Source organism: Nocardioides sp. zg-1230 (assembly GCF_013155335.1).
Taxonomy (GTDB): Bacteria; Actinomycetota; Actinomycetes; order Propionibacteriales; family Nocardioidaceae; genus Nocardioides.
Map to the genome: position 1 here is coordinate 1,286,416 of NZ_JABJQZ010000001.1, position 22,067 is coordinate 1,308,482.

Consider the following 22,067-nt stretch of genomic DNA (forward strand, 5'->3'; position numbering starts at 1 on the left):
AGTCTGGCAAAGGCCGGGGACGCCGCCCGCGGCGGCGGCCGTGCTCATGTGGAGAGGAGTCCTGCGGAACCCTTGTGACTCGTGGTTTGATACCACCCGGAAGAACGAAGGGGCACGAGCGTGCCCGAAGGCGCACTGTCCGAACGAGTTCGGGGACCGGGGGAGCAGTCGTGGATCTCACCCTTGCGACACGCGAGGTGGACGGCCGTGCCGTCGTCGCCGTCGGCGGCGAGATCGACGTCTACACCGCGCCCAAGCTGCGTGACTGCATCACCGAGCTCGTCGGTGCCGGCACCTACGACATCGTGATCGACCTCGAGGCGGTCGAGTTCCTCGACTCCACGGGCCTGGGCGTGCTCGTCGGTGGTCTCAAGAAGGTCCGCGCACACGACGGCTCGCTCGACCTGGTGTGCACCCAGGAGCGGCTGCTCAAGATCTTCCGCATCACCGGCCTCGCCAAGGTGTTCGTGATCCACGACTCCGTCGGTCTCGCGCCCGGCGCCTGAGGTCCAGCTGGCGACCCGCGCGTCGCACCTCCCACCCCTCCGGACGTGTCCGGAGGGATTTTGTCACGTTCGAATCCGGCGCCGGTCCAGATAGCCGGTGTGGTGTGGGTCACGCCGACCCGTGATCTGGATCACGTCTGCGTAGACTCCGGCGCGTTCACGGATCTTTTCCAGCGCTTGACCAAGTCCGAGGAGGACACGCATGACGGGGATCTTGCCCGCGGTCGTCGCGACTCCCGAGCTCGAAGGCAGCAACCTCGTCCTGGTCGTCGTCGTCGCCCTGATCGCGCTCGGCGCGCTCGGGATGGCCGCGATGTTCAGGTCGCAGGTGCTTGCCGCGGGCGAGGGCACCGACAACATGAAGACGATCGCCCAGGCCGTGCAGGAAGGCGCCAACGCCTACCTGCAGCGGCAGTTCCGCACTCTCGGGATCTTCGCCGCGGTGGCGTTCGTGGTCCTGTTCGCCCTGCCCGCCGACGACATGACCGTCCGCATCGGCCGCTCCATCTTCTTCCTCGTGGGCGCCGGCTTCTCCGCCGCCATCGGCTACCTCGGCATGAGCCTGGCCGTGCGCGCCAACCTGCGCGTCGCCGCCGCCGCCGAGAGCGAGGGTCGCGACCCCGCCATGACGATCGGCTTCCGCACCGGTGCGTTCGTCGGCATGGCGACCGTCGGCCTGGGCCTGCTCGGCGCCAGCGTCGTCGTCCTGCTGTTCCGCGACGAGGCCCCCGTCGTGCTGGAGGGCTTCGGCTTCGGTGCCGCGCTGCTCGCGATGTTCATGCGTGTCGGCGGCGGCATCTTCACCAAGGCCGCCGACGTCGGCGCCGACCTCGTCGGCAAGGTCGAGCAGGGCATCCCCGAGGACGACCCCCGCAACGCCGCCACCATCGCCGACAACGTCGGCGACAACGTCGGCGACTGCGCCGGCATGGCCGCCGACCTCTTCGAGTCGTACGCCGTCACGCTGGTCGCCGCGCTGATCCTCGGCGCCGCCGCGTTCGGCGACAAGGGCCTGGTCTTCCCGCTGCTGATCCCCGCGATCGGTGCGCTGACCGCCGTCCTCGGCATCTACATCACCAAGCCGCGTGCCGGTGAGAACGGCCTGACCACCATCAACCGGGCTTTCTACATCTCCGCCGCCGTGGGCGCGATCGCCTCGGTGATCCTGTCCTACGTCTACCTGCCCGGCGACTTCGCCGAGTTCGGCGACACCTTCGCCGGCATCGACGGCGACCCGCGCTTCATCGCCAGTGCCGCGGTCGTCATCGGCATCGTGATGGCCGCGGGCATCCTCGCCCTGACCGGCTACTACACCGGCACCGAGTACCGCCCGGTCAAGGACGTCGGCAAGACCTCCCTCACCGGCCCGGCCACCGTCATCCTGTCCGGCCTGAGCGTCGGCTTCGAGTCGGCGGTCTACACGACCCTCGTCATCGGCGCGGCCGTCTTCGGCGCCTACCTCCTCGGTGGCGCCACCCTGACGGTGTCGCTGTTCGCTGTCGCGCTCGCCGGCTGCGGCCTGCTGACCACCGTCGGCGTCATCGTCGCGATGGACACCTTCGGTCCCGTCTCCGACAACGCCCAGGGCATCGCCGAGATGTCGGGCGACGTCAGCCCCGAGGGCGCGCAGATCCTCACCGAGCTCGACGCCGTCGGCAACACCACGAAGGCCATCACCAAGGGCATCGCCATCGCGACGGCCGTGCTGGCCGCGACGGCGCTGTTCGGGTCGTACGCCACCTCGGTCGCCGAGGCGCTCGCGGAGTCCGGCTCCGACGAGATCCTCAACTTCCAGGTCTTCAACCCGGCCGTGCTCGTCGGCGTCCTCCTCGGTGCGGCGGTCGTGTTCCTCTTCTCCGGCCTCGCGATCAACGCGGTCGCCCGCGCTGCCGGTGCGGTCGTGATGGAGGTGCGCCGCCAGTTCCGGGAGATCCCCGGGATCATGGAGGGCACCGGCCGCCCGGAGTACGGCAAGGTCGTCGACATCGTCACCCGCGACTCGCTCCGCGAGCTCGTCACGCCCGGCGTCCTCGCCGTGATGGCCCCCGTCGCCGTCGGCTTCGGCCTCGGCGTGACCGCCCTGGCGGGGTTCCTCGCCGGTGCGATCGGTGCGGGCACCCTGATGGCCGTCTTCCTCGCCAACGCGGGCGGTGCGTGGGACAACGCCAAGAAGCTGGTCGAGGACGGCCACCACGGCGGCAAGGGCTCGCCCGCGCACGAGGCCACGATCATCGGTGACACCGTCGGCGACCCGTTCAAGGACACCGCCGGTCCGGCCATCAACCCGCTGATCAAGGTGATGAACCTGGTCTCGCTGCTCATCGCGAGCGCCATCGTGTCGATGAGCGTGGGCGAGGACCAGAATGACGTGTTGCGCATCGCGATCGCCCTCGTCGCGGTCGCGATCATCACCGTGGCCGTCGTGATCTCGAAGCGTCGCGAGGTCGCGATCGCCGACGACGGCGACAACACCGGCTCGTCGTCGATGGCCCCGCACCACGCCTGACCGCACTGCCCTGCACTGCCAGAACGGCCCGTCACTCACCGGAGTGGCGGGCCGCTCCGGTCTGCGAGGCTGGGGCCATGCCGTCCGACCTCGACTTCACCGGGCCCCTGCGCGAGGCCCTGCTGGCCGCCGACTTCACCTATGACCGCGTCGCCGAGACGATCGGCGAGGAGGCGCACCGGGCGCTCGGACGCAACGAGACCCTCCCCGCGCGGCGTCGTACGACGTCGGGCGCGCCGCTCGACACCCTGGTCCGGCTCTTCCTGCTGCAGGCGCCGGTGGCGCGCGAGGAGGCGGAGCGGGCGCTCCCCGGCCTGGTCGACCGGCTCTGCAACGCCGGGCTCCTCGAGCAGAGCGTCGGTGAGGTCGCGGCCCGCACGGACTGCCGCCCCTACGCCACCGACCAGCGCGACCTGTGGGTCGTCTCCGACCTCACCCCCGGGCTGGACGGCGCCCCCGTCGCGGTCGGCCCCGACCACGTCCTCGGCATCTCCAGCGCCTCGACCAGCCTGGCCCAGCTGACGATGCGCGAGCCGGTCGGCCGCGCCCTCGACCTCGGCACCGGCTGCGGCGTGCAGGCCCTGCACCTCGCCGCCCACGCCGACACCGTGGTGGCGACGGATGTCAACGAGCGCGCACTCTGGATGACCCGGCTCAACGCTGAGCTCAACGAGGTCGAGGTCGACGTCCGGGACGGGTCGTTCTTCGAGCCGGTGGCGGGCGAGCGCTTCGACCTCATCGCCACCAACCCGCCGTTCGTCATCTCGCCGGCGACCGGCGAGCGCCTGGTCTACCGCGACTCCGGCCTGCCGGGCGACCGCGTCGTCGAGCACATCGTGCGCACCGGGTCCGACCACCTCACCGAGGGCGGCTGGCTGCAGGTCCTCGCGAACTGGGCGATCGTCGACGGCCGCCCCTGGGACGAGCGGCTCGGGTCGTGGCTGCGCGACGACTGCGACGCCCTGGTGGTGCAGCGCGAGACGCTGGACCCGTCGGCGTACGTCGAGCTCTGGCTCAAGGACAGCGGCCACCACGGTCGCCCCGACTACGCCCGGCGCTACGACACCTGGCTGTCCTGGCTCGAGGAGACGGGCATCGAGGGGGTCGGGTTCGGCTGGATCAACGTCCGGCTGGGGGGTGGCGGTCGGCACGACCTCCTCGAGTGGCCGTACGACGTCGAGCAGCCCATCGGTCCCGCCATCGGCGCCTGGGGCGAGGCGGTCTCGGGCCTGCGCGGGCTCACCGACGACGCGCTGCTGGGCAGCGTGCTGCGCGCGCGGGACGACGTGCAGCAGGAGACGGTCGGGCGGCCCGGCGCCGAGGACCCCGAGGCGATCGTGCTGCGCCAGCAGCGCGGCTTCCGGCGGGCACGGACGGCCGACACGGTCGAGGCGGCCCTGGTCGGCGCCAGCGACGGCGACCTGGCGCTCGGACAGCTCCTCGGCGCCATCGCCGCGCTGCTGCAGCGCGACGAGGCCGGGCTGCGCGAGACCTACCTCCCGGTTGTGCGCGAGCTCGTGGGCGAGGGCTTCCTGGTCCTGGACTGATCGGGAGCTGGTCCGGGGAGGTTCACCGCTGCGGGTGGGGCCCTGAGCGACGTACTTGTGTCGACAGGCGAACAAAAGTCGCATGCTCGTTGACGTGACGACGGTCACGTGCCTACGTTGCTTGCTGGCTCCCCAGCCACCTCGGGAACAGGAGACCCCCCAATGAAGCATCCCTTCCGCACAAGGCTCACGGCTGCCGTCGGCGCCGCCCTCTGCCTGCCCATGCTGGCGGCGACCACCGCGGCCACCGCCCACGAGGGCCACGACGACACCGCCCCGCCGCCACCCGCCGGGGCCTTCCAGAAGGTCACCCTGAACGACCGCCCGGGCGAGGCCATCGACCTCGCCGTGCTGCCCGACGGCGACGTCCTGCACACCACGCGCGCGGGCGTCATCTGGCACAACGACGCCCAGACCGGCGTCAACAGCGTCGCCGGTCGCATCCCGGTCTACCTCCACGACGAGGAGGGCCTGCAGAGCATCGCCCTCGACCCGGGCTACGACGGCAAGAAGAACAAGTGGATCTATCTCTACTACTCCCCGGTCCTGGACACCCCGGTGGACGACCCGGCGACGACCTCGGTCAACGAGGGCGACGCCCCGGAGACCGGCACGGCGGCTGACTTCGCGCCCTACAAGGGCCACTTGACCGTCTCGCGGTTCCAGTACTCCGGTGGCCAGGTGCAGGTCGACTCCGAGCAGAAGGTGCTCGACGTCCCCGTCGACCGCGGCATCTGCTGCCACGTCGGCGGTGACATCGTCTTCGACTCGGCGGGCAACCTGATCCTGTCGACCGGCGACGACACCAACCCGTTCCAGTCCGACGGCTACGTGCCGATCGATGAGCGCCCCGACCGCAACCCCGCCTTCGACGCCCAGCGCACCTCGGCCAACACCAACGACCTGCGCGGCAAGATCCTGCGGATCACGCCCAAGGCCGGTGGCGGCTACACGATCCCGGAGGGCAACCTGTTCGCCCCCGGCACGCCGAAGACCCGCCCGGAGATCTACTCGATGGGCTGGCGCAACCCGTTCCGCATCGAGATCGACCCCGACACCGACGACATCTGGGTCGCCGACTACTCGCCCGACGCCCGCAACGCCAACCCCGACCGCGGTCCCGCCGGCCACGGCAAGTGGGCGGTCGTCGACGAGCCGTCCAACTACGGCTGGCCCTACTGCGCCACGGCCGAGCTCCCCTACAACGACTTCGACTTCGCCACCCGCACCAGTGGCCCGAAGTTCAACTGCGACGCACCGGTCAACGAGTCCCCCAACAACACCGGCCTGCGTGAGCTGCCGCCCGTCGAGCAGCCGGAGGTCTGGTACAGCTACGGCCTCTCCCAGGAGTTCCCCGAGCTCGAGACCGGGGGCATCGGCCCGATGGCCGGACCGGCGTACCAGTTCGACAAGTTGGCCACCAAGGGCCGCAACCCCGTCGCCTGGCCCGAGCGCTACGACGACACCCCGCTGTTCTACGAGTGGACCCGCGACTACATCAAGGGCTTCCACGTCGACGGTGAGGACGTCGCCATCGAGGACGTCGTGCCCGACATCGTCACCGACAACCCGATGGACATGGAGTTCGGCCCCGACGGCGCGCTATACGTCCTCGAGTACGGCGACGGCTACTTCGCCGAGAACCCCGACGCGCAGCTCTCGCGCATCGACTTCGTCGGCGAGGGCGGCAACCGCAGCCCGGTGCCGGCGATCGAGGCCGAGCCGACGGCCGGCAAGTCCCCGCTGACGGTCGACTTCTCCAGCACCGGCACCACCGACCCGGACGGTGACACCAAGCTGAAGTACGCCTGGGACTTCGATGGTGACGGCAAGATCGACAGCCGCAGGGCCGACGCGACCTACACCTACACCGAGGACGGCACCTACCGGGCCACGCTGACGGTGACCGACAAGGGCGGGCGTCGCGCTTCCGCCGACGTCGACATCATCGTCGGCAACGAGGCCCCGGTCGTCGAGTTCGTCACCCCGGTGGCGGGCCAGTCGTTCACCTTCGGCGACACCGTGACGTACGAGGTCAGCGTCACTGACGACCAGCCGGTCGACTGCAGCAAGGTCACGGTGACCTACGTGCTGGGCCACGACACCCACGGCCACCCGCAGACCACGGCGAACGGCTGCACCGGGTCCATCACCACGACGGTGCCCGGAGGCCACGACCCGGCGACCGACGACCTCGCGGCCGTCTTCGTCGCGGAGTACACCGACGCCGGCTCCGAGCCCCCGCTCAGCGGGTCCGACGAGGTCGTCCTCGAGCCCGCCGGCTGATCTGCAGCATGCCCTGACGGAGGCGGGCCCGGGGCGACCCGGGTCCGCCTCCTCCCAGCACCACCCACCCCGAGAATCCCCCCGAGAAACCAGGAAGAAGGCAGCACATGTGTTACGGATATGACGGCGACGCCGCCCTGAACGAGTCGCTGGAGAGGAAGGGCGCGAGCCGTCGCGGCCTGCTGCGCGGCGCCGTCGCCGGTGCGGCAGGAGCCACCGTGCTCGCCGCCGGCTCCCCGGCCATGGCGGGCAAGCCCGGCAGCCACCCCGGCCAGGGCCACGGCCACGCCCATGGGCGCAACCGCGTCAAGGCCGACCACATCAGCATCCAGCTCTACACGCTGCGGTCGAAGATGAACTCAGACACCGAGATCCAGCTGATGCTCGACCAGCTCGCCAAGTACGGCTACGAGCGGGTGGAGCGGGCCGGTCTCTACAGCTACACCGCCGCGCAGTTCAAGGCCGCGCTCGACTCGCGCGGCATCTGGGCCTCCTCGAGCCACGACGGCATCGCCGCGACCGGTGGCGTCCTCGACCCGGTCAAGCTCAACAAGAAGCTCGACGACGCCAACACGTTCGGCCAGAAGTACATCAACGTGGCCTACCTCAACTCGACCAGGAAGAGCGACTGGCAGCTGTGGGCCGAGCAGATGAACACCGAGGCGGAGGCGGCGCGCAAGCGTGGTCTGCGTTACGGCTACCACAACCACGCCCACGAGTTCACGATCGACCTCGGCGGTGGGGAGACCCCGTGGGACGTCCTCACCAGTGAGCTCGACCCCAAGCTGGTCCACTTCGAGATCGACCTCTACTGGGCCTACACGGGTGGCGTGCAGACTGGTGCGGCCGACCCGCTCCAGTTCGCCATCGACGTGGTCGAGTCGTCTGCGCTCGAGGTCCCGCAGTACCACGTCAAGGACCGGCACGGCGCTGACGCTGCCGCGCTCTACGCCCAGACCCCCGGCGACATGGCCGACCTCGGCCTCGGCGTCATCGACTTCCCGACGATCTTCAAGGCCCACCAGGTCGACGAGTACATCGTCGAGAACGACACCCCGGACTTCCAGCCGGCCGCCACCGCAAACACGGGCTTCCGTTACCTGGAGGGCCTCGACTTCTGAGCCGCTCCACAGCCTGACGCGCTCGGGCCCCACGTCCTCGTGACGTGGGGCCCGAGCCGTGCTGTGGACGGCGAGGAGTGGCGATCTCGGGATCTGGCGCTACCGTTGCGGCGCTGAGCAACATCAGCAGCAAGAAGTTGAGGGAGCAAATACACGTGGCAAAGCTCGTCATCGTCGAGTCCCCGGCCAAGGCCCGCACCATCGGCGGCTACCTCGGCGCGGACTACGTCGTCGAGTCCTCGATCGGTCACATCCGCGACCTGCCCAACAACGCCGCGGACACCCCGGCCAAGATCAAGGACAAGCCGTGGGGCCGGCTGGCGGTCGACGTCGACAACGGCTTCGAGCCCTACTACGTCGTGCCGCGCGACAAGAAGAGCCACATCGCCAAGCTGAAGAAGCTGGTCAAGGACGCCGACGCCCTCTACCTCGCCACCGATGAGGACCGCGAGGGCGAGGCGATCGCCTGGCACCTCCTCGACGAGCTCAAGCCGCCGAAGGGCTTGCCGGTCCACCGGATGGTGTTCCACGAGATCACCAAGCCCGCGATCCTCGCCGCGGTCGAGAACCCCCGCGAGATCAACGACGACCTCGTCGAGGCCCAGGAGGCGCGCCGCATCCTCGACCGCCTCTACGGCTACGAGGTCTCCCCGGTGCTGTGGAAGAAGGTCATGTCCGGCCTCTCCGCGGGCCGCGTGCAGTCGGTGGCGACCCGCCTGGTCGTCGACAAGGAGCGCGAGCGGATGAAGTTCCGCGTCGCCTCCTACTGGGACCTCGACGCCACCTTCGACGCCGGCACGGGCCACGACCCACGGATGTTCCCCGCCAAGCTCTACAGCGTCGACGACGTCCGCGTGGCCCGAGGCGCCGACTTCGACAACACCGGCGAGCTCAAGGGCAAGGCCGAGCGCGTCCACCTCAGCCGTGCCGACGCGGAGGCGCTGGCCGCCGGCCTGGGCGAGACGGCGTACGACGTCCGCTCGGTCGAGTCCAAGCCCTACCGGCGCTCGCCGTACGCCCCCTTCCGCACCACCACGCTGCAGCAGGAGGCCAGCCGCAAGCTCGGGATGAGCGCGAGCGTGACGATGTCGGTCGCGCAGCGGCTCTACGAGAACGGCTTCATCACCTACATGCGTACGGACTCCACGACGCTCTCGGACGCCGCGGTGGGTGCCGCGCGCGACCAGGTGCGGGAGCTGTACGGCGCCGAGTACCTGCCCGACTCGCCCCGGACCTACGCCTCAAAGGTGAAGAACGCACAGGAGGCGCACGAGGCGATCCGGCCTGCGGGCGACACGTTCCGCACCCCGGCGCAGACCGGCCTGTCCGGCGAGCAGTTCCGTCTCTACGAGCTGATCTGGATGCGCACCGTCGCCTCGCAGATGAAGGACGCCACCGGCAACTCGGTGACGATCCGCATCGGTGGCGCCGCCGCCGACGGCCGCGACGTCGTCTTCAGCGCCAGCGGTCGCACCATCACGTTCCACGGGTTCCTCAAGGCCTATGTCGAGGACATCGACGACGCCTCGAAGCGCCGCGACGACGCCGAGACCCGCCTGCCCAACCTCACCCAGGGCGCGGCCGTGTCGGCGGCCACGCTGAGCCCCGAGGGCCACGAGACCAAGCCCCCGGCGCGCTACACCGAGGCCACGCTGATCAAGGAGCTCGAGGACCGCGAGATCGGCCGCCCGTCGACCTACGCCTCGATCATCGGAACGATCCTCAACCGCGGCTACGTCTACAAGAAGGGCACCGCGCTCGTCCCGGCGTGGCTGGCGTTCTCGGTGATCCGGCTGCTCGAGGAGCACTTCCCGCGGCAGGTGTCCTACGAGTTCACCGCCGACATGGAGGACGTCCTCGACGAGATCGCAGGCGGTCGCAAGGACCGGGCCACCGAGCTCGGCGAGTTCTACTACGGCTCTGGCGACATCGTGGGCCTCAAGACGCTGGTGACCGAGCTCGGCGAGATCGACGCCAAGGAGATGGCGACCTTCCCGATCGGGGAGGGCATCGACCTGCGCGTGGGCCGTTACGGGCCCTACGTCGAGGGCCCGGGTCCCGACGGCGGAGACGCAGCGCCGGTGCGCGCCAACGTCCCCGACGACCTGCCGCCCGACGAGCTCACCGTGGCCAAGGCCAAGGAGCTGCTGGCCAACCCGGCCGGCGAGGAGCAGGTCGTCGGCAACCACCCCGACACCGGCCTGCAGATCGTGGCCAAGAACGGCCGCTTCGGCCCCTACGTGACCGAGCTGCTGCCCGAGGACGCCCCGAAGTCGGCCAAGCCGCGCACGGGCTCCCTCTTCAAGTCGATGACCCTCGACACGGTGACCCTCGAGCAGGCTGTCCAGCTGCTCGACCTTCCGCGCATCGTCGGCGTCGACGAGGACGGCACCGAGATCACCGCGCAGAACGGTCGCTACGGTCCGTACCTGAAGAAGGGCACCGACTCCCGCAGCCTCACGTCCGAGGACCAGATCTTCGACATCACCCTCGACCAGGCCAAGGCCATCTACGCCCAGCCCAAGCAGCGCGGCCGCGGTGCGGCCACCCCGCCGCTCAAGGAGCTCGGCAACGACCCCGTCTCCGGCCAGCCGGTGATCGTCAAGGCCGGTCGCTTCGGCGAGTACGTCACCGACGGCGAGTACAACGCCACCCTCCGCAAGGACGACACCGTCGAGTCGATCACGCTCGAGCGCGCGGCCGAGCTGCTCGCCGAGCGCCGCGAGCGCGGCCCGGCCAAGAAGGCGGCCAAGAAGGGCGCGAAGAAGGCCCCCGCCAAGAAGGCTGCCGCGAAGAAGACCGCCGCCAAGAAGACCGCTGCGAAGAAGACCGCGAAGAAGTCCTGACGACGGGCTCATGGCGGTCGATCGGACCGAACGCGCCGGCCGGCATCCGGCGTACGCGTGACGCGCGCGTCGCGACCGCCGTTGGGTCCGTCCGACCGTCGGGCGCGTAGACGCGCGGACACAACCCTTGTCGGCGAGCTGGCCTCACGCGTGGCCACGCCCGTGACCGGACTTTGGTCCGCGCGTCTCCGGCGCTGTGGGAGCGCGCCCGTAGGGTGACCCCGTGAACTCAGGCGTGTTTTCGGAGCATGGGCTCTTCGTGTGCTTCGAGGGCGGCGAGGGGGCCGGCAAGTCGACCCAGTCCCGCCTGCTGCGCGACTGGCTCGTGGAGCGCGGCGAGACCGTCCTGCTCACCTTCGAGCCCGGCGACACCTCGGTCGGCAAGGAGCTGCGGCGCATCGTGCTCGACCCGGCGACCGGCGAGCTGTCCGACCGCACCGAGGCCCTGCTCTACGCCGCCGACAAGGCCGAGCACGTGGACCACGTCGTCCTTCCCGCGCTCGCGCGGGGCGAGGTGGTGATCACCGACCGCTACGTCGACTCGACCCTGGCCTACCAGGGTGCCGGCCGCACGCTCGACGTCGCGGAGGTGGAGGCCGTCGCCCGCTGGGCCACCGGCGACCTGCGCCCGCACCTGACCGTCGTCCTCGACCTCGCGCCGGAGGCCGGCCTGGGCCGCTTCGACGAGCGCGACCGGATCGAGGGGCAGTCGCTGGAGTTCCACCAGCGGGTGCGGCAGGGCTTCCTCGGCCTCGCCGCCGCCGACCCTGACCACTACGTCGTACTGGACGCGCGGGCGCCGATCGAGGAGATCGCCCGGGCGATCCGCGAGCGCATCGAGCCCCTGCTGGCGGCACGATGACGACCGCGACCCGGACCGTCTGGTCCGACCTCGTCGGCCAGCGCCCGACCATCGAGGTGCTCCAGCACGCCGCCGCCGGTGTGGGCATGACCCACGCGTGGCTGTTCACCGGCCCGCCCGGATCCGGCCGCTCCAACGTCGCCCGCGCCTTCGCCGCGGCGCTGCAGTGCGAGCGGCAGACCGGCTGCGGCGAGTGCGAGGCGTGCCGGCTCGGCATGAAGGGGTCCCACCCCGACATCACGTGGGTGAAGTCGGAGACCTCGGTCCTCTACGTCGACGACATGCGCGACCTGGTGCAGTCGGCAGCGAAGTTCCCCGCGATCGGGCGCTGGCAGATCGTCGTCATCGAGGACGCCGACCGGCTCGGCACCCCCGAGAACCCTCGCACCGGCAACGCGCTGCTCAAGGCGATCGAGGAGCCGACGCCCAAGACGGTGTGGCTGCTCTGTGCGCCGACCGTCCAGGACGTGCTGCCGACCATCAACTCGCGCTGCCGCACCCTGACGCTCGCGACGCCCGGCACCAGTGACGTCGCGGCCTTCCTGACCGCCAACGACGGCATCTCCGAGACGATGGCCGGCTTCGCCGCCCGGGCCAGCCAGGGGCACATCGGCCGCGCCCGCGCCCTGGCCCTCGACGAGGAGACCCGCACGCGCCGGCGCGAGGTGATCAGCATCCCGGCCCGCCTGACGTCCCTGGGCTCCTGCATGACCGCGGCGACCAACCTCGCCGAGCTCGCCAAGGAGGAGACCGAGGCGATCACCGCCGACGCCGAGCGACGCGAGCTGACCGAGCTGCAGGCGATCTTCGGCAGCGAGCGCAAGGACACCACGAGCCGCTCCTACCGCGCCGCGCTCGCAGGGCTGGAGAAGCTGCAGAAGCAGAAGGCCAAGCGCCGCGTGCTCGACGTGATCGACCGTGCCCTGATGGACCTCGTCTCGGTCTACCGCGACGCCATCGCGCTGTCCGTGGGCGCTCCCGGCCTGCTCGTCAACGAGGAGCTGCGCGGCGACGTCGCGGTCGTCGCACGCGCGGCCTCGCCCGAGGAGCTGCTGCGGATGATCGACGCGATCTTCACCGCCCGCGAGCAGATGCTGGAGTTCAACGTGCCTCCCCAGCTCGCGCTCGAGTCCATGACGGTCGCGCTGCGGCTGCCCGGAGGGCGTCGATGAAGAAGGCCGTCGCGGTGGTCGCCGTGCTCGCACTGGCGCTCACCGCTTTCGTGGCGGTCGGCCTGGCGATCCAGGGCGCCACGCCCGACTCGCCGGGTGCTCGGCCCACGCCGTCACCGACCACCCCGCCGCCGGCGACCGTCACCGAGGCGCCGTCGGGGGAGCTCGCCGAGCTCTACTCCCAGCGCATCGACTGGCAGCCGTGCGAGACCGACGACGACCACGACTGCGGCTTCCTCACCGTCCCGGTCGACTACGCCGACCCGCAGGGGGAGACGATCGACCTGGCGCTGCTCCGGATCCCGGCCAAGGGGTCGCGCGTCGGCTCGCTGGTGGTGAATCCCGGCGGTCCCGGCGCCCGCGGGACGACGTACGCCGCCGCGGGCCGGCAGGTGTTCCGCGAGCCGCTGCTCGACGGCTTCGACATCGTCGGCTTCGACCCCCGGGGCGTCGGGGCCTCGGCACCGGTCGACTGCCTGAGCGACGCCGAGCTCGACGTCTACCTCGGCGGCGACCCGACGCCCGACACGGCCGAGGAGCGCTCCGCCTACCGCGCGTCGGTGCTGTCGTTCGGCGAGAAGTGCGTGGTCGGCTCCGGCCCGGTCGTCGGCCACGTGACCACGACCGAGGCGGCCCGCGACATGGACGTGCTGCGCGCGGCGCTGGGGGAGGAGACGCTGAGCTACTTCGGCGCCTCCTACGGCACCAAGCTCGGCGCGACCTACGCCGAGCTCTTCCCCGACAAGGTCGGCCGGTTCGTCCTCGACGGTGCGGTCGACGTCTCCGTCGACGCCAAGTCGCTCGCGCTCGAGCAGGCCACTGGGTTCGAGACCGCGCTGCGCGCCTACGTCCAGAACTGCCTCGACACGACCGACAACTGCTTCCTCGGCGACACCCTCGACGAGGGCATGGCCACGATCGCCGGGATGCTCGACTCCATCGAGGAGGAGCCGCTGCCCGCGGGTGATCGCGAGCTGACCGTCGGCAACGCGTTCTACGGCGTCATCACGCCGCTCTACAACCGCGACTACTGGTTCCTGCTCAGCACCGCGCTCGCCTCGGCGCTGGACGGCAAGGGCTCGGCGCTGATGTCGCTCGCCGATGCCTACGCCTCCCGCAACCCCGACGGCAGCTACGCCGACAACTCGGTGGAGGCCAACTACTCCATCAACTGCCTCGACGACCCGTCGTCGGTGCCGTTCGGCCGGGTGCCGGCGTTGTTCGACGAGTTCGAGGAGGCGTCGCCGACCTTCGGCCGGGTCTTCGCCTGGGGGATGACCGGCTGCCGCGGCATCGACGTGACGTCGAGCGAGGAGCCGCTGACCATCCGCGGCGACGGTGCCGCGCCGATCGTGGTCCTCGGCACCAGCCGCGACCCCGCCACCCCGATCGAGTGGGCGCAGGCCCTCGCCGCCCAGCTCGACTCCGGTGTGCTCGTCGAGCGCGACGGCGACGGCCACACGGCGTACAACGCGGGCAACGAGTGCATCGACACCCTCGTCGAGGACTACCTCCTCGACGGCACCGTGCCCGCCGACGGCACCAGCTGCTGACGCAGGGACCTTCGGCCCTGTGGAGCGATCCGGGGGCCGCCTAGTGTCGAGGCATGACGTACGTCGACGCGCGGTGCCCCCTGCGCCCGGGTGACATGTGCACCCTGTGCGTGCCCGGAGCCACCGGGCCGCAGGACTGCCCGACCGTGGCCGAGGTGATGCGCGACCCGGCGCTGCGCGAGCGGCTCGCCGAGCTGCGGCGCGAGGCCGCAGCCGGCTGACCGCCTCAGCCCTCCAGCGCGGCGTCGAGGGTGATGTCCACGGCGGCGAGTGCCTTGCTGATCGGGCAGCCCGCCTTGGCCTTCTCGGCAGCGTCCTGGAAGCCGGCCTCGTCGAGACCCTCGACCTCGCCGCGGACGGTGAGCGTGATGCCGGTCAGCTTGAACCCACCCGCCTCCTTGTCGGCGCCGAGCGTCACGTCGGCGGAGACGTCGAGCGCGTGCACCGTCGCGCCGGCCTCCGCCACGAGGTTGGACAGCGACATGGCGTAGCACGCCGAGTGCGCGGCTGCGACGAGCTCCTCGGGGCTGGTCGTGCCGTCTGCGTCGTCGGCGGCCCGTCGCGGGAAGTCGACGTCGAACGTGCCGGCGCCGGAGCTGGTGAGCTCGACCTTGCCTGAGCCGTCCGTGAGTCCGCCGGTCCAGGCAGTGCGTGCGGAGCGAGTGGGCATCGTGCCTCCTGAGATGAGGGATGTGCGGTCGCCTCGAACCTAACCGGTGGACCATGATTTCTGTCCCGGCCAGCCGCCTCCGTATACTCGCCCGCGGTCCACCGAGCACGCTCGGCAGGCCACGCCGCCTTAGCTCAGTCGGTAGAGCGAGTCACTCGTAATGACTAGGTCGTCGGTTCGATTCCGACAGGCGGCTCCGACTCCCCCGGGGACCCGAGACCCTGGGGGAGTCTTCTGCGTCAGTGGGCATGCGGTCCAGCGCGCGTGGGCGTGAGCTGTCACCAGTCGACCCAGGCAGGGGAGTGTGAGGACGTGATGACGCCGGCCAGGCGAGCTCGTGCTGTGCGGCAGGCACGGCGATGCTCCTCGCCGCGTCGTTGGCGGTCTTCTGGCACGCGGCGTCGTCGGAGTCGGACGACCACCGAGCTGACCCAGCAGACACGACGTCACCCGCTCGGGTCACGACGCCGGACGTCGAGAAGCGGCTCAGGGCGCTCGAGCGCAGGGCGGACGCACGCATCGGCCTGTTCGCCGTGGACACCGGCAGCGGCGAGTCCGTGGCGTACCGGGCGGACGAGCGGTTCGCGCTGGCGTCCACCGTCAAGGTCCCCCTCGCGGCGGTGGTGTTGGAGCAGCTGTCGGCGAGCGGCCTCGACGAGCGCGTGTTCTGGGAGCCGGGTGACCTGCTCGAGCACGCCCCGGTGACGCGGGCGTCCATCGACTCGGGCATGACGGTCCGGGAGCTGATCCACGCCTCGCTCGCCCAGAGCGACAACACGGCGGCGAACCTGCTCTTCGAGACCGTCGGCGGTCCTGCCGCCGTCGACCGACGTCTCGCCGAGCTCGGCGACAGCGTGACGTCGATCGACCGAGTCGAGCCGGGGCTCAACGACTGGCGGCCGGGGGAGGTTCGCGACACGAGCACGCCTGCGGCCCTCGCCCGCACGTTCCGTCGTCTCGCCCTCGGCGACGTGCTCGAACCGGCAGACCGTCGCGTGCTCAACGACGACCTTTCCGACAGTCTCACCGGTGCGGGCCTCGTCCGCGCCGGCGTCCCGTCCGGCTGGCCGGTCGGCGACAAGAGCGGGACCGCGTCGTACGGGACGCGCAACGACGTCGCGGTCGTCCGTCCACCCGGCCGCGCGCCGTGGGTGGTGGTGGTCATGACGTCGCACCCCGATCCGGACGCCGAACCCGACGACGGGCTGGTCGCCCGGGCGACCGCGGTGGTCACCCAAGCTCTCGACGGCTGAGCGGGTTGGGTCCTTCACCGGATGTGGGTGACGTGCTCCCAGCTCCGCGACCGCGCGTTCCAGCGCTCCAGCACCCAGGGCCACTCGCTGCGGAGCTCGGGTGGTCGCTGGCGGTTGCGGCTGGCGGCCCAGCGGTGGGCCTCGTCCTGGGCCTCACGGCCCGTCGTGGCGGCGAAGTCCCGCACGATCCGGTCGCGGTCGGGCGCGTCGTCGGGCCCGGGCGCGTATGCGACGCGGTACACCACCTGCATGATCCCTCCGAGTCCTGCCGGGACTCACTTCTTCCGACCGTTCACCTGACAGGAGGACGGACGGGGAGTTCTGATACGCCGACACCTCGAGCCGGTGGTCGCTCGTGGGAGGCTCGCCTCATGCCACTCGGGGCCGGCGACAGTGACGTACCGCTCGAGACCGCACGCCTGCTGCTCCGGCCATGGCGGGTGGGGGAGGCCTCCGTCCAGCGCGATATGTGGCTCGAACGTGACCCGCGCGTGCCCCCTCGCCGCCGCATCGACGCGGACGGACACCCCACGGTCGCCGAGTTCGAGGAGTCGATCCGCACGAACGACCCGTCGTCCGCCGGGTTGCGCGCCGTGCAACGGAAGGCCGAGGGGGACGTCATCGGCTACTGCGGCCTGGTCGGCGGAACCGGCGCGCACGAGCCGGAGCTGGCGTTCGAGCTCCTGCGCCGGTGCTGGGGGCAGGGCTACGCGACGGAGGCCGGGTGGGCCGTGCTGGAGCGGGCGCGCGCGTCCGGCCACGAGCGGCTGTGGGCGTCGGTCTGGGAGTGGAACGGCGCCTCTCGCCGGGTGCTGGCGAAGCTCGGGTTCACCGAGTCCGACCGCGAGGAGACGCCGTACGGCACCAGCGTCATGACGACGAGAGCGCTCTGACCGGGTCCCCGCTCAGCCCAGAGTCGAGGTCCGGGCGACCAGCTCGGGGGTGAACTCGACCTGCTGGTGCTCGTGGTCGGGGTTGTTGACCTCCTCGATCAGCAGCTCGGCCGCCGTGCGTCCCAGGGCCTGGCGCGGCTGGCGGACCGACGACAGCGGTACGGCCGCGCCTGCGGCGAAGGCGATGTCGTCGTAGCCGACGATGGCGAGGTCCTCAGGCACGCGCTGCCCGCTCGACACCACCTGCTGGAGGAGCCCCAGGGCCACCAGGTCGTTGGCGCAGAAGACGGCGCTCGGTCGCTTCCGCTTCGGCAGTCCCGCGAGCCGCTCACCGGCGACGTGACCTTCCTGGACCGACAGCGCCTCCGTCTCGACGCGGACCAGGTCGGTGTCGGGCAGTCCCGCCTCCCGCCACGCGACGCACGCTCCTTCGTAGCGGTCGCGCACCTGGCCGATCGAGTCCGGGCCGCCGACGAACGCCACGCGGGTGTGGCCCTGGTCGAGCAGGTGCTCGATGGCGATGCGCCCACCGAGCTTGTCGTCGACGGTCACGGAGCAGAACGAGCCGCTCGTGGCGGCGCGGTCCACGACCACGAGCGGCGTGCCCTGCTGGACGATGCGCGGGAGCTCGGGAGCGTCCGGATCGACGGGCGTGATGAGGATGCCATCCACGCGCTGCTGCTGCAGGTGCGCGAGGTGGGCGCCCTCGCGGGTGCTGCGACCGTCGCTGTTGCAGAGGAACAGGGAGAGGTCAGCCTTCTCGGCGGCGAGCTCGATCCCGCGGGCGACATCGGTGAAGAACGGGTTGGTCGCGTCGAGCATCACGTAGGCGAAGGTGTTGCTGCGCCCCATCCGGAGCTGGCGTGCCGACTCGTTGAGGACGAAGCCGAGCTCGGCCATCGCCCGCTCGACGCGGTCCCGCGTGCTCGCGCTCACGCGATCCGGGCGGTTGAGCACGTTGGAGACGGTGCCCAACGAGACCTGGGCACGCTCGGCCACGTCCTTCACCGAGGGCCGTCGCGCCGGACGCTGTGGCGCGGGGATCTTGGACATCTGGCTCCTCGACGGACGGTGACCTGTGGAGCGTAGTCGACCGGACCGCATGAGTGAAACGTCACAGAAATGTGGCGTCGGTGCTTGACGCGTGTGATGGCCGCCACTTAACGTCTACCTCGATCTGAAACCTTTCAATCCGAGGATGCCCCATGGTCCCGAATCCCACCGCTGAGCCGGTGCTCGAGCTGCGCGACGTGTCCAAGTCGTTCGGTCCGGTCGTCGCCCTGCGCTCGGGCAGCCTCCGCGTCGAGGCCGGCTCGATCCACGCCCTGATCGGGGAGAACGGCGCCGGCAAGTCGACGCTGGTCAAGGTGGTCGCCGGCGTGCACCGCCGCGACTCGGGCACCTTCGAGCTCGGTGGCGAGCCCGTGGACTTCTCCTCCACCGCGGAGTCGAAGAAGTCCGGCGTCGCGGTCATCTACCAGGAGCCGACGCTCTTCCCGGACCTCTCGGTCACCGAGAACATCTTCATGGGCCGCCAGATCCTGGCCCGTGGACGCCGCATCGACCGCCAGGCGATGTACGCCGAGGCGGAGCGGCTCTTCGACCGGCTCGGCGTGCGGATCGACCCCCGCCGTCCCGCCGAGGGGCTCTCGATCGCCGACCAGCAGATCATCGAGATCGCCAAGGCCATCTCGCTCGACGCGCGGCTGCTCGTGATGGACGAGCCGACCGCCGCGCTGAGCGGCGTCGAGGTCGACCGGCTCTTCGCCGTCGCCCGCAGCCTGCGCGACGAGGGGCGCGCCCTGGTCTTCATCTCGCACCGCTTCGACGAGGTCTTCGACCTCGCCGACACCGTCACCGTCATGCGTGACGGCTCCTACATCGAGACCAAGAAGGTCGCCGACACCACGCCGTCCGAGCTGGTCTCGCTGATGGTCGGCCGCGACGTCGACGAGCTGTTCCCCAAGGTGGCCGCCGAGCTCGGTGAGCCGGTGCTGCAGGTGCGCGGCCTCAACCGCGCCGGGGTCTTCCACGACATCGACCTCCAGGTCCGGGCCGGGGAGATCGTCGGCCTGGCCGGACTGGTGGGGGCCGGTCGCAGCGAGGTCGCGCGGGCCGTCTTCGGCGTCGACTCCTACGACTCCGGGTCGGTCACGGTGTCCGGCAAGCAGGTCAAGGCCAACGACCCCCGCTCCGCGATCCGCGCCGGCATGGCGTTCATCCCCGAGGACCGCCGCAAGCAGGGCCTCGTCATCGACTCCTCGGTCACCCGCAACGTGGCCGGGGTCATCCGCCGCAACATCGCCAAGGCCGGCCTGCTCACCACCTCCATGGAGAACCGGGCCGCGGGCCCCTGGGCCGGACGCCTGGAGGTCAAGACCAACGCGCTCGACATGAACGCGGCCACCATGAGCGGCGGCAACCAGCAGAAGGTCGTCATCGCCAAGTGGCTGGCCACCGACCCCAAGCTGCTGATCATCGACGAGCCCACCCGCGGCATCGACGTCGGCACCAAGGCCGAGGTCCACCGGCTCCTCTCCGAGCTCGCCGGGCAAGGCCTCGCGATCCTGATGATCTCCTCCGAGCTCCCCGAGGTCCTCGGCATGGCCGACCGCGTCGTCGTCCTGTGCGAGGGCCGCGTGACCGCCGAGCTCGACCGCGCCGACGCCACCCCCGAGGCCGTCATGCACGCGGCCACCCACCACCTGGAGGACGCTCGATGAGCCACACCGACATCGAGCGCCCGGACCACGAAACCGAGGTCTCCTCCAGCGAGGCGCTGCTCGTCGAGCCCAGCCGGCTCTCGCCCACCCGCCGCGCGCTCACCACTGTGCTGCGCTCCCGTGAGCTGTCGATCTTCCTCGTGCTGGTGGCCGTCGTCGTGCTCGCCACCACCAAGAACAACGGCTTCCTCTTCAGCAACGACGGCTGGCGCAACTTCCTGCTCAACCCGTCGATCCTGCTGCTGCTCGCCGTCGGCCAGGCCGTCGTGATCATCACCCGCAACGTCGACCTCTCCGTCGGCTCGGTGATGGCGCTGACCGCCTACCTCACCGGCCGGCTGTTCATCGAGAACCCCAACATCCCCATCGTCGCGGTGCTGGCGGCGTGCCTACTCCTCGGCGCGGTCCTCGGGCTCGTCAACGGCGTGCTGGTGGCGTACGGCGGCGTGCCCGCGCTGGTCATCACCCTCGGCACGCTCTACATCTACCGCGGCATCATGCTCACCTGGGCAGGCAGCGACCGGATCAACGCCGGCGACCTGCCCCGCGAGTTCCTCCAGCTCGGCACCCGCTCCCTGCTCGGCATCCCGCTGCTGACCATCCTGGCGCTGGTCGTCCTGGCGATCGTCGGCTACTACCTCTACACCGCCCGCGGCGGTCGCGAGCTCTACGCGATCGGCTCCGACCCCGACGCCGCCGTGCTCTACGGACTGCCCGTACGCCGCCGCCTGCTCGCCGCCTTCGTCCTCAGCGGCGCGCTGGCCGGTCTCGCCGGCGCCCTCTACACCGCCCGCTACGGCACCGTGAGCTCGAGCGTCGGTCTCGGCATCGAGCTGCAGGCCGTCGCCGCGGCGGTCATCGGCGGCGTCGCGATCTTCGGCGGCAGCGGCACGGTGTGGGGCGCGGCCATCGGAGCCTTCCTGCTCGTCACCATCAACCGGGCGCTGCCCAGCCTCGGCATCGAGGACTTCTGGCAGCGCGCCGTCGTCGGCGCCCTGATCCTCGGGGCGATCGTGCTCGACCGCGTCCTCGCCGTCAGACAGGCCCGCAAGCTCGCCGAATCGAGGGACCACTCATGAGCCGCACGTACGCCGACTACTCGGCGCCGCTCTGGAGGCGCTGGCTCCTGACCCGGGAGATGGCCGTCATCGCGCTGACCGTCGCGGTCTTCGTCTACGCGACCATCAACGTCGACAACTTCGACGGCCCGCTGACCGTGAAGTTCCTCCTCCAGGACATCGCACCGATCCTGCTGATCGCCCTGCCGATGACGCTCATCATCATCACCGGCGAGATCGACCTGTCGGTCGCCAGCATCATGGGCCTGAGCAGCGTGCTGCTCGGCGTCTTCCACGACAGCGGCATGTCCATCCCGGTCGCGGCGACGCTGGCCCTGGTCGCGGGCCTCGCGTGCGGCGCCCTCAACGGCTTCCTCATCGCCTACGTCGGACTGCCGTCGCTCGCCGTCACCATCGGCACGCTCGCGCTCTTCCGTGGCATCGCGGTCGGCCTGCTCGGCACGACGGCCATCACCGAGTTCACGGACAAGTGGGCCGACCTCGCGACCGACACCATCGGTGAGTCACGCATCCCCCTGGTGATGATCCCGTTCGCGGTGCTGACCATCGCCTTCGTCGTGCTGCTGCACTTCTCCACCTTCGGGCGCGGGATCTACGAGATCGGGCTCAACGACGAGGCGGCCCACTTCACCGGGGTCAACGTCGCCCGGACCAAGTTCACCCTCTTCGTCCTCTCCGGCGTGGTGTCCGCCTTCGCCGGCATCTACTTCACCCTGCGCTACGGATCGGCCCGCGGCGACAACGCCACCGGCTACGAGCTCCAGGTGATCGCCGCGGTGCTCCTCGGCGGCGTCTCGATCTTCGGCGGCCGCGGGCGGCTCCACGGCGTGCTCGCCGGCGTCGTGCTGATCGGCGTCATCTCCAGCGCCCTGCGCCTGGAGAGCGTGACCGTCAACGTCACCAACATCATCGTCGGCCTGCTGCTCGTGGCCTCGGTGATCCTCCCCAGCGTCCTTGCGTGGACCTCGTCGAGGTTGCCCCGCAAGGCATCGACTCCTCGGGAGTCGAGCCCCACCCAGAACGCCGCATCCGCCGGCGTCTAGGAACACG

At 70.7% G+C, this 22,067-nt stretch carries 18 protein-coding genes and 1 tRNA gene; 16 read left to right on the forward strand and 3 right to left on the reverse strand.

The features are described from left to right. Window positions 1-170: 170 nt before the first annotated feature. From HOO61_RS06295 to HOO61_RS06340, 10 genes are all read left to right on the forward strand, one after another. A complete protein-coding gene (locus tag HOO61_RS06295; protein WP_129427178.1) occupies window positions 171-506 on the forward strand; it encodes an anti-sigma factor antagonist in 336 nt (111 codons plus the stop codon). Between the two features lie 202 nt (window positions 507-708). Further along, window positions 709-3,012, forward strand: coding sequence for a sodium-translocating pyrophosphatase (locus tag HOO61_RS06300; protein ID WP_172257753.1), 2,304 nt, complete (start codon window positions 709-711; stop codon window positions 3,010-3,012). A gap of 77 nt (window positions 3,013-3,089) precedes the next feature. Then, window positions 3,090-4,559, forward strand: a complete 1,470-nt coding sequence (locus HOO61_RS06305) for a methyltransferase (protein ID WP_172257754.1) — start codon at window positions 3,090-3,092, stop codon at window positions 4,557-4,559. A gap of 162 nt (window positions 4,560-4,721) precedes the next feature. Further along, the gene (locus tag HOO61_RS06310) at window positions 4,722-6,845 is read left to right on the forward strand and encodes a PQQ-dependent sugar dehydrogenase (protein WP_172257755.1); all 2,124 of its coding nucleotides are present in this window, start codon (window positions 4,722-4,724) and stop codon (window positions 6,843-6,845) included. Between the two features lie 107 nt (window positions 6,846-6,952). After that, on the forward strand, window positions 6,953-7,966 hold the full coding sequence (locus HOO61_RS06315) for a sugar phosphate isomerase/epimerase (RefSeq protein WP_172257756.1): 1,014 nt from the start codon (window positions 6,953-6,955) through the stop codon (window positions 7,964-7,966). Between the two features lie 155 nt (window positions 7,967-8,121). Continuing rightward, window positions 8,122-10,812 (forward strand): type I DNA topoisomerase, encoded by a 2,691-nt coding sequence (gene topA / locus HOO61_RS06320; protein ID WP_172257757.1) that lies wholly within the window; start codon window positions 8,122-8,124, stop codon window positions 10,810-10,812. 223 nt (window positions 10,813-11,035) lie between these two features. After that, on the forward strand, window positions 11,036-11,674 hold the full coding sequence (gene tmk / locus HOO61_RS06325; RefSeq protein ID WP_172257758.1) for a dTMP kinase: 639 nt from the start codon (window positions 11,036-11,038) through the stop codon (window positions 11,672-11,674). Continuing rightward, window positions 11,671-12,846, forward strand: coding sequence for a DNA polymerase III subunit delta' (locus HOO61_RS06330; RefSeq protein ID WP_172257759.1), 1,176 nt, complete (start codon window positions 11,671-11,673; stop codon window positions 12,844-12,846). Before tmk ends, HOO61_RS06330 begins: the two co-directional genes overlap by 4 nt. Then, window positions 12,843-14,399, forward strand: a complete 1,557-nt coding sequence (locus HOO61_RS06335; RefSeq protein ID WP_172257760.1) for an alpha/beta hydrolase — start codon at window positions 12,843-12,845, stop codon at window positions 14,397-14,399. The genes HOO61_RS06330 and HOO61_RS06335 overlap by 4 nt, the downstream gene beginning before the upstream one ends. Window positions 14,400-14,452: 53 nt before the next feature. After that, a complete protein-coding gene (locus tag HOO61_RS06340) occupies window positions 14,453-14,620 on the forward strand; it encodes a DUF6767 domain-containing protein (RefSeq protein ID WP_172257761.1) in 168 nt (55 codons plus the stop codon). A 5-nt stretch (window positions 14,621-14,625) separates the two neighbouring features. On the opposite strand, the gene HOO61_RS06345 is transcribed toward HOO61_RS06340, so the two are convergent. Then, complete coding sequence (locus tag HOO61_RS06345) at window positions 14,626-15,069, reverse strand: OsmC family peroxiredoxin (RefSeq protein ID WP_172257762.1); 444 nt, start codon at window positions 15,067-15,069, stop codon at window positions 14,626-14,628. Between the two features lie 123 nt (window positions 15,070-15,192). Here HOO61_RS06345 and HOO61_RS06350 point away from each other — a divergent pair. Continuing rightward, window positions 15,193-15,265 (forward strand) — tRNA-Thr (locus tag HOO61_RS06350). A 163-nt stretch (window positions 15,266-15,428) separates the two neighbouring features. Then, on the forward strand, window positions 15,429-16,322 hold the full coding sequence (gene bla, locus HOO61_RS06355; RefSeq protein ID WP_172257763.1) for a class A beta-lactamase: 894 nt from the start codon (window positions 15,429-15,431) through the stop codon (window positions 16,320-16,322). 14 nt (window positions 16,323-16,336) lie between these two features. Here the strand turns inward: bla and HOO61_RS06360 are convergent, their stop codons facing one another. Continuing rightward, the gene (locus HOO61_RS06360; RefSeq protein ID WP_172257764.1) at window positions 16,337-16,564 is read right to left on the reverse strand and encodes a hypothetical protein; all 228 of its coding nucleotides are present in this window, start codon (window positions 16,562-16,564) and stop codon (window positions 16,337-16,339) included. 129 nt (window positions 16,565-16,693) lie between these two features. Between HOO61_RS06360 and HOO61_RS06365 the strand changes: the two genes are divergently transcribed. Further along, the gene (locus HOO61_RS06365) at window positions 16,694-17,215 is read left to right on the forward strand and encodes a GNAT family N-acetyltransferase (protein ID WP_172257765.1); all 522 of its coding nucleotides are present in this window, start codon (window positions 16,694-16,696) and stop codon (window positions 17,213-17,215) included. Window positions 17,216-17,227: 12 nt separating this feature from the next. Here the strand turns inward: HOO61_RS06365 and HOO61_RS06370 are convergent, their stop codons facing one another. Next, window positions 17,228-18,268, reverse strand: coding sequence for a LacI family DNA-binding transcriptional regulator (locus HOO61_RS06370; protein WP_172257766.1), 1,041 nt, complete (start codon window positions 18,266-18,268; stop codon window positions 17,228-17,230). Between the two features lie 152 nt (window positions 18,269-18,420). Between HOO61_RS06370 and HOO61_RS06375 the strand changes: the two genes are divergently transcribed. The 3 genes from HOO61_RS06375 to HOO61_RS06385 are packed head-to-tail and all read left to right on the forward strand — an operon-like array spanning window position 18,421 to window position 22,060. Beyond that, window positions 18,421-19,938 (forward strand): sugar ABC transporter ATP-binding protein, encoded by a 1,518-nt coding sequence (locus tag HOO61_RS06375; RefSeq protein WP_172257767.1) that lies wholly within the window; start codon window positions 18,421-18,423, stop codon window positions 19,936-19,938. Further along, window positions 19,935-21,017 carry an ABC transporter permease gene (locus tag HOO61_RS06380; protein ID WP_172257768.1) on the forward strand — a complete coding sequence of 361 codons (1,083 nt, stop codon included), beginning with the start codon at window positions 19,935-19,937 and terminating at the stop codon, window positions 21,015-21,017. Before HOO61_RS06375 ends, HOO61_RS06380 begins: the two co-directional genes overlap by 4 nt. Beyond that, on the forward strand, window positions 21,014-22,060 hold the full coding sequence (locus HOO61_RS06385; RefSeq protein ID WP_172257769.1) for an ABC transporter permease: 1,047 nt from the start codon (window positions 21,014-21,016) through the stop codon (window positions 22,058-22,060). Before HOO61_RS06380 ends, HOO61_RS06385 begins: the two co-directional genes overlap by 4 nt. Window positions 22,061-22,067 lie beyond the last annotated feature (7 nt).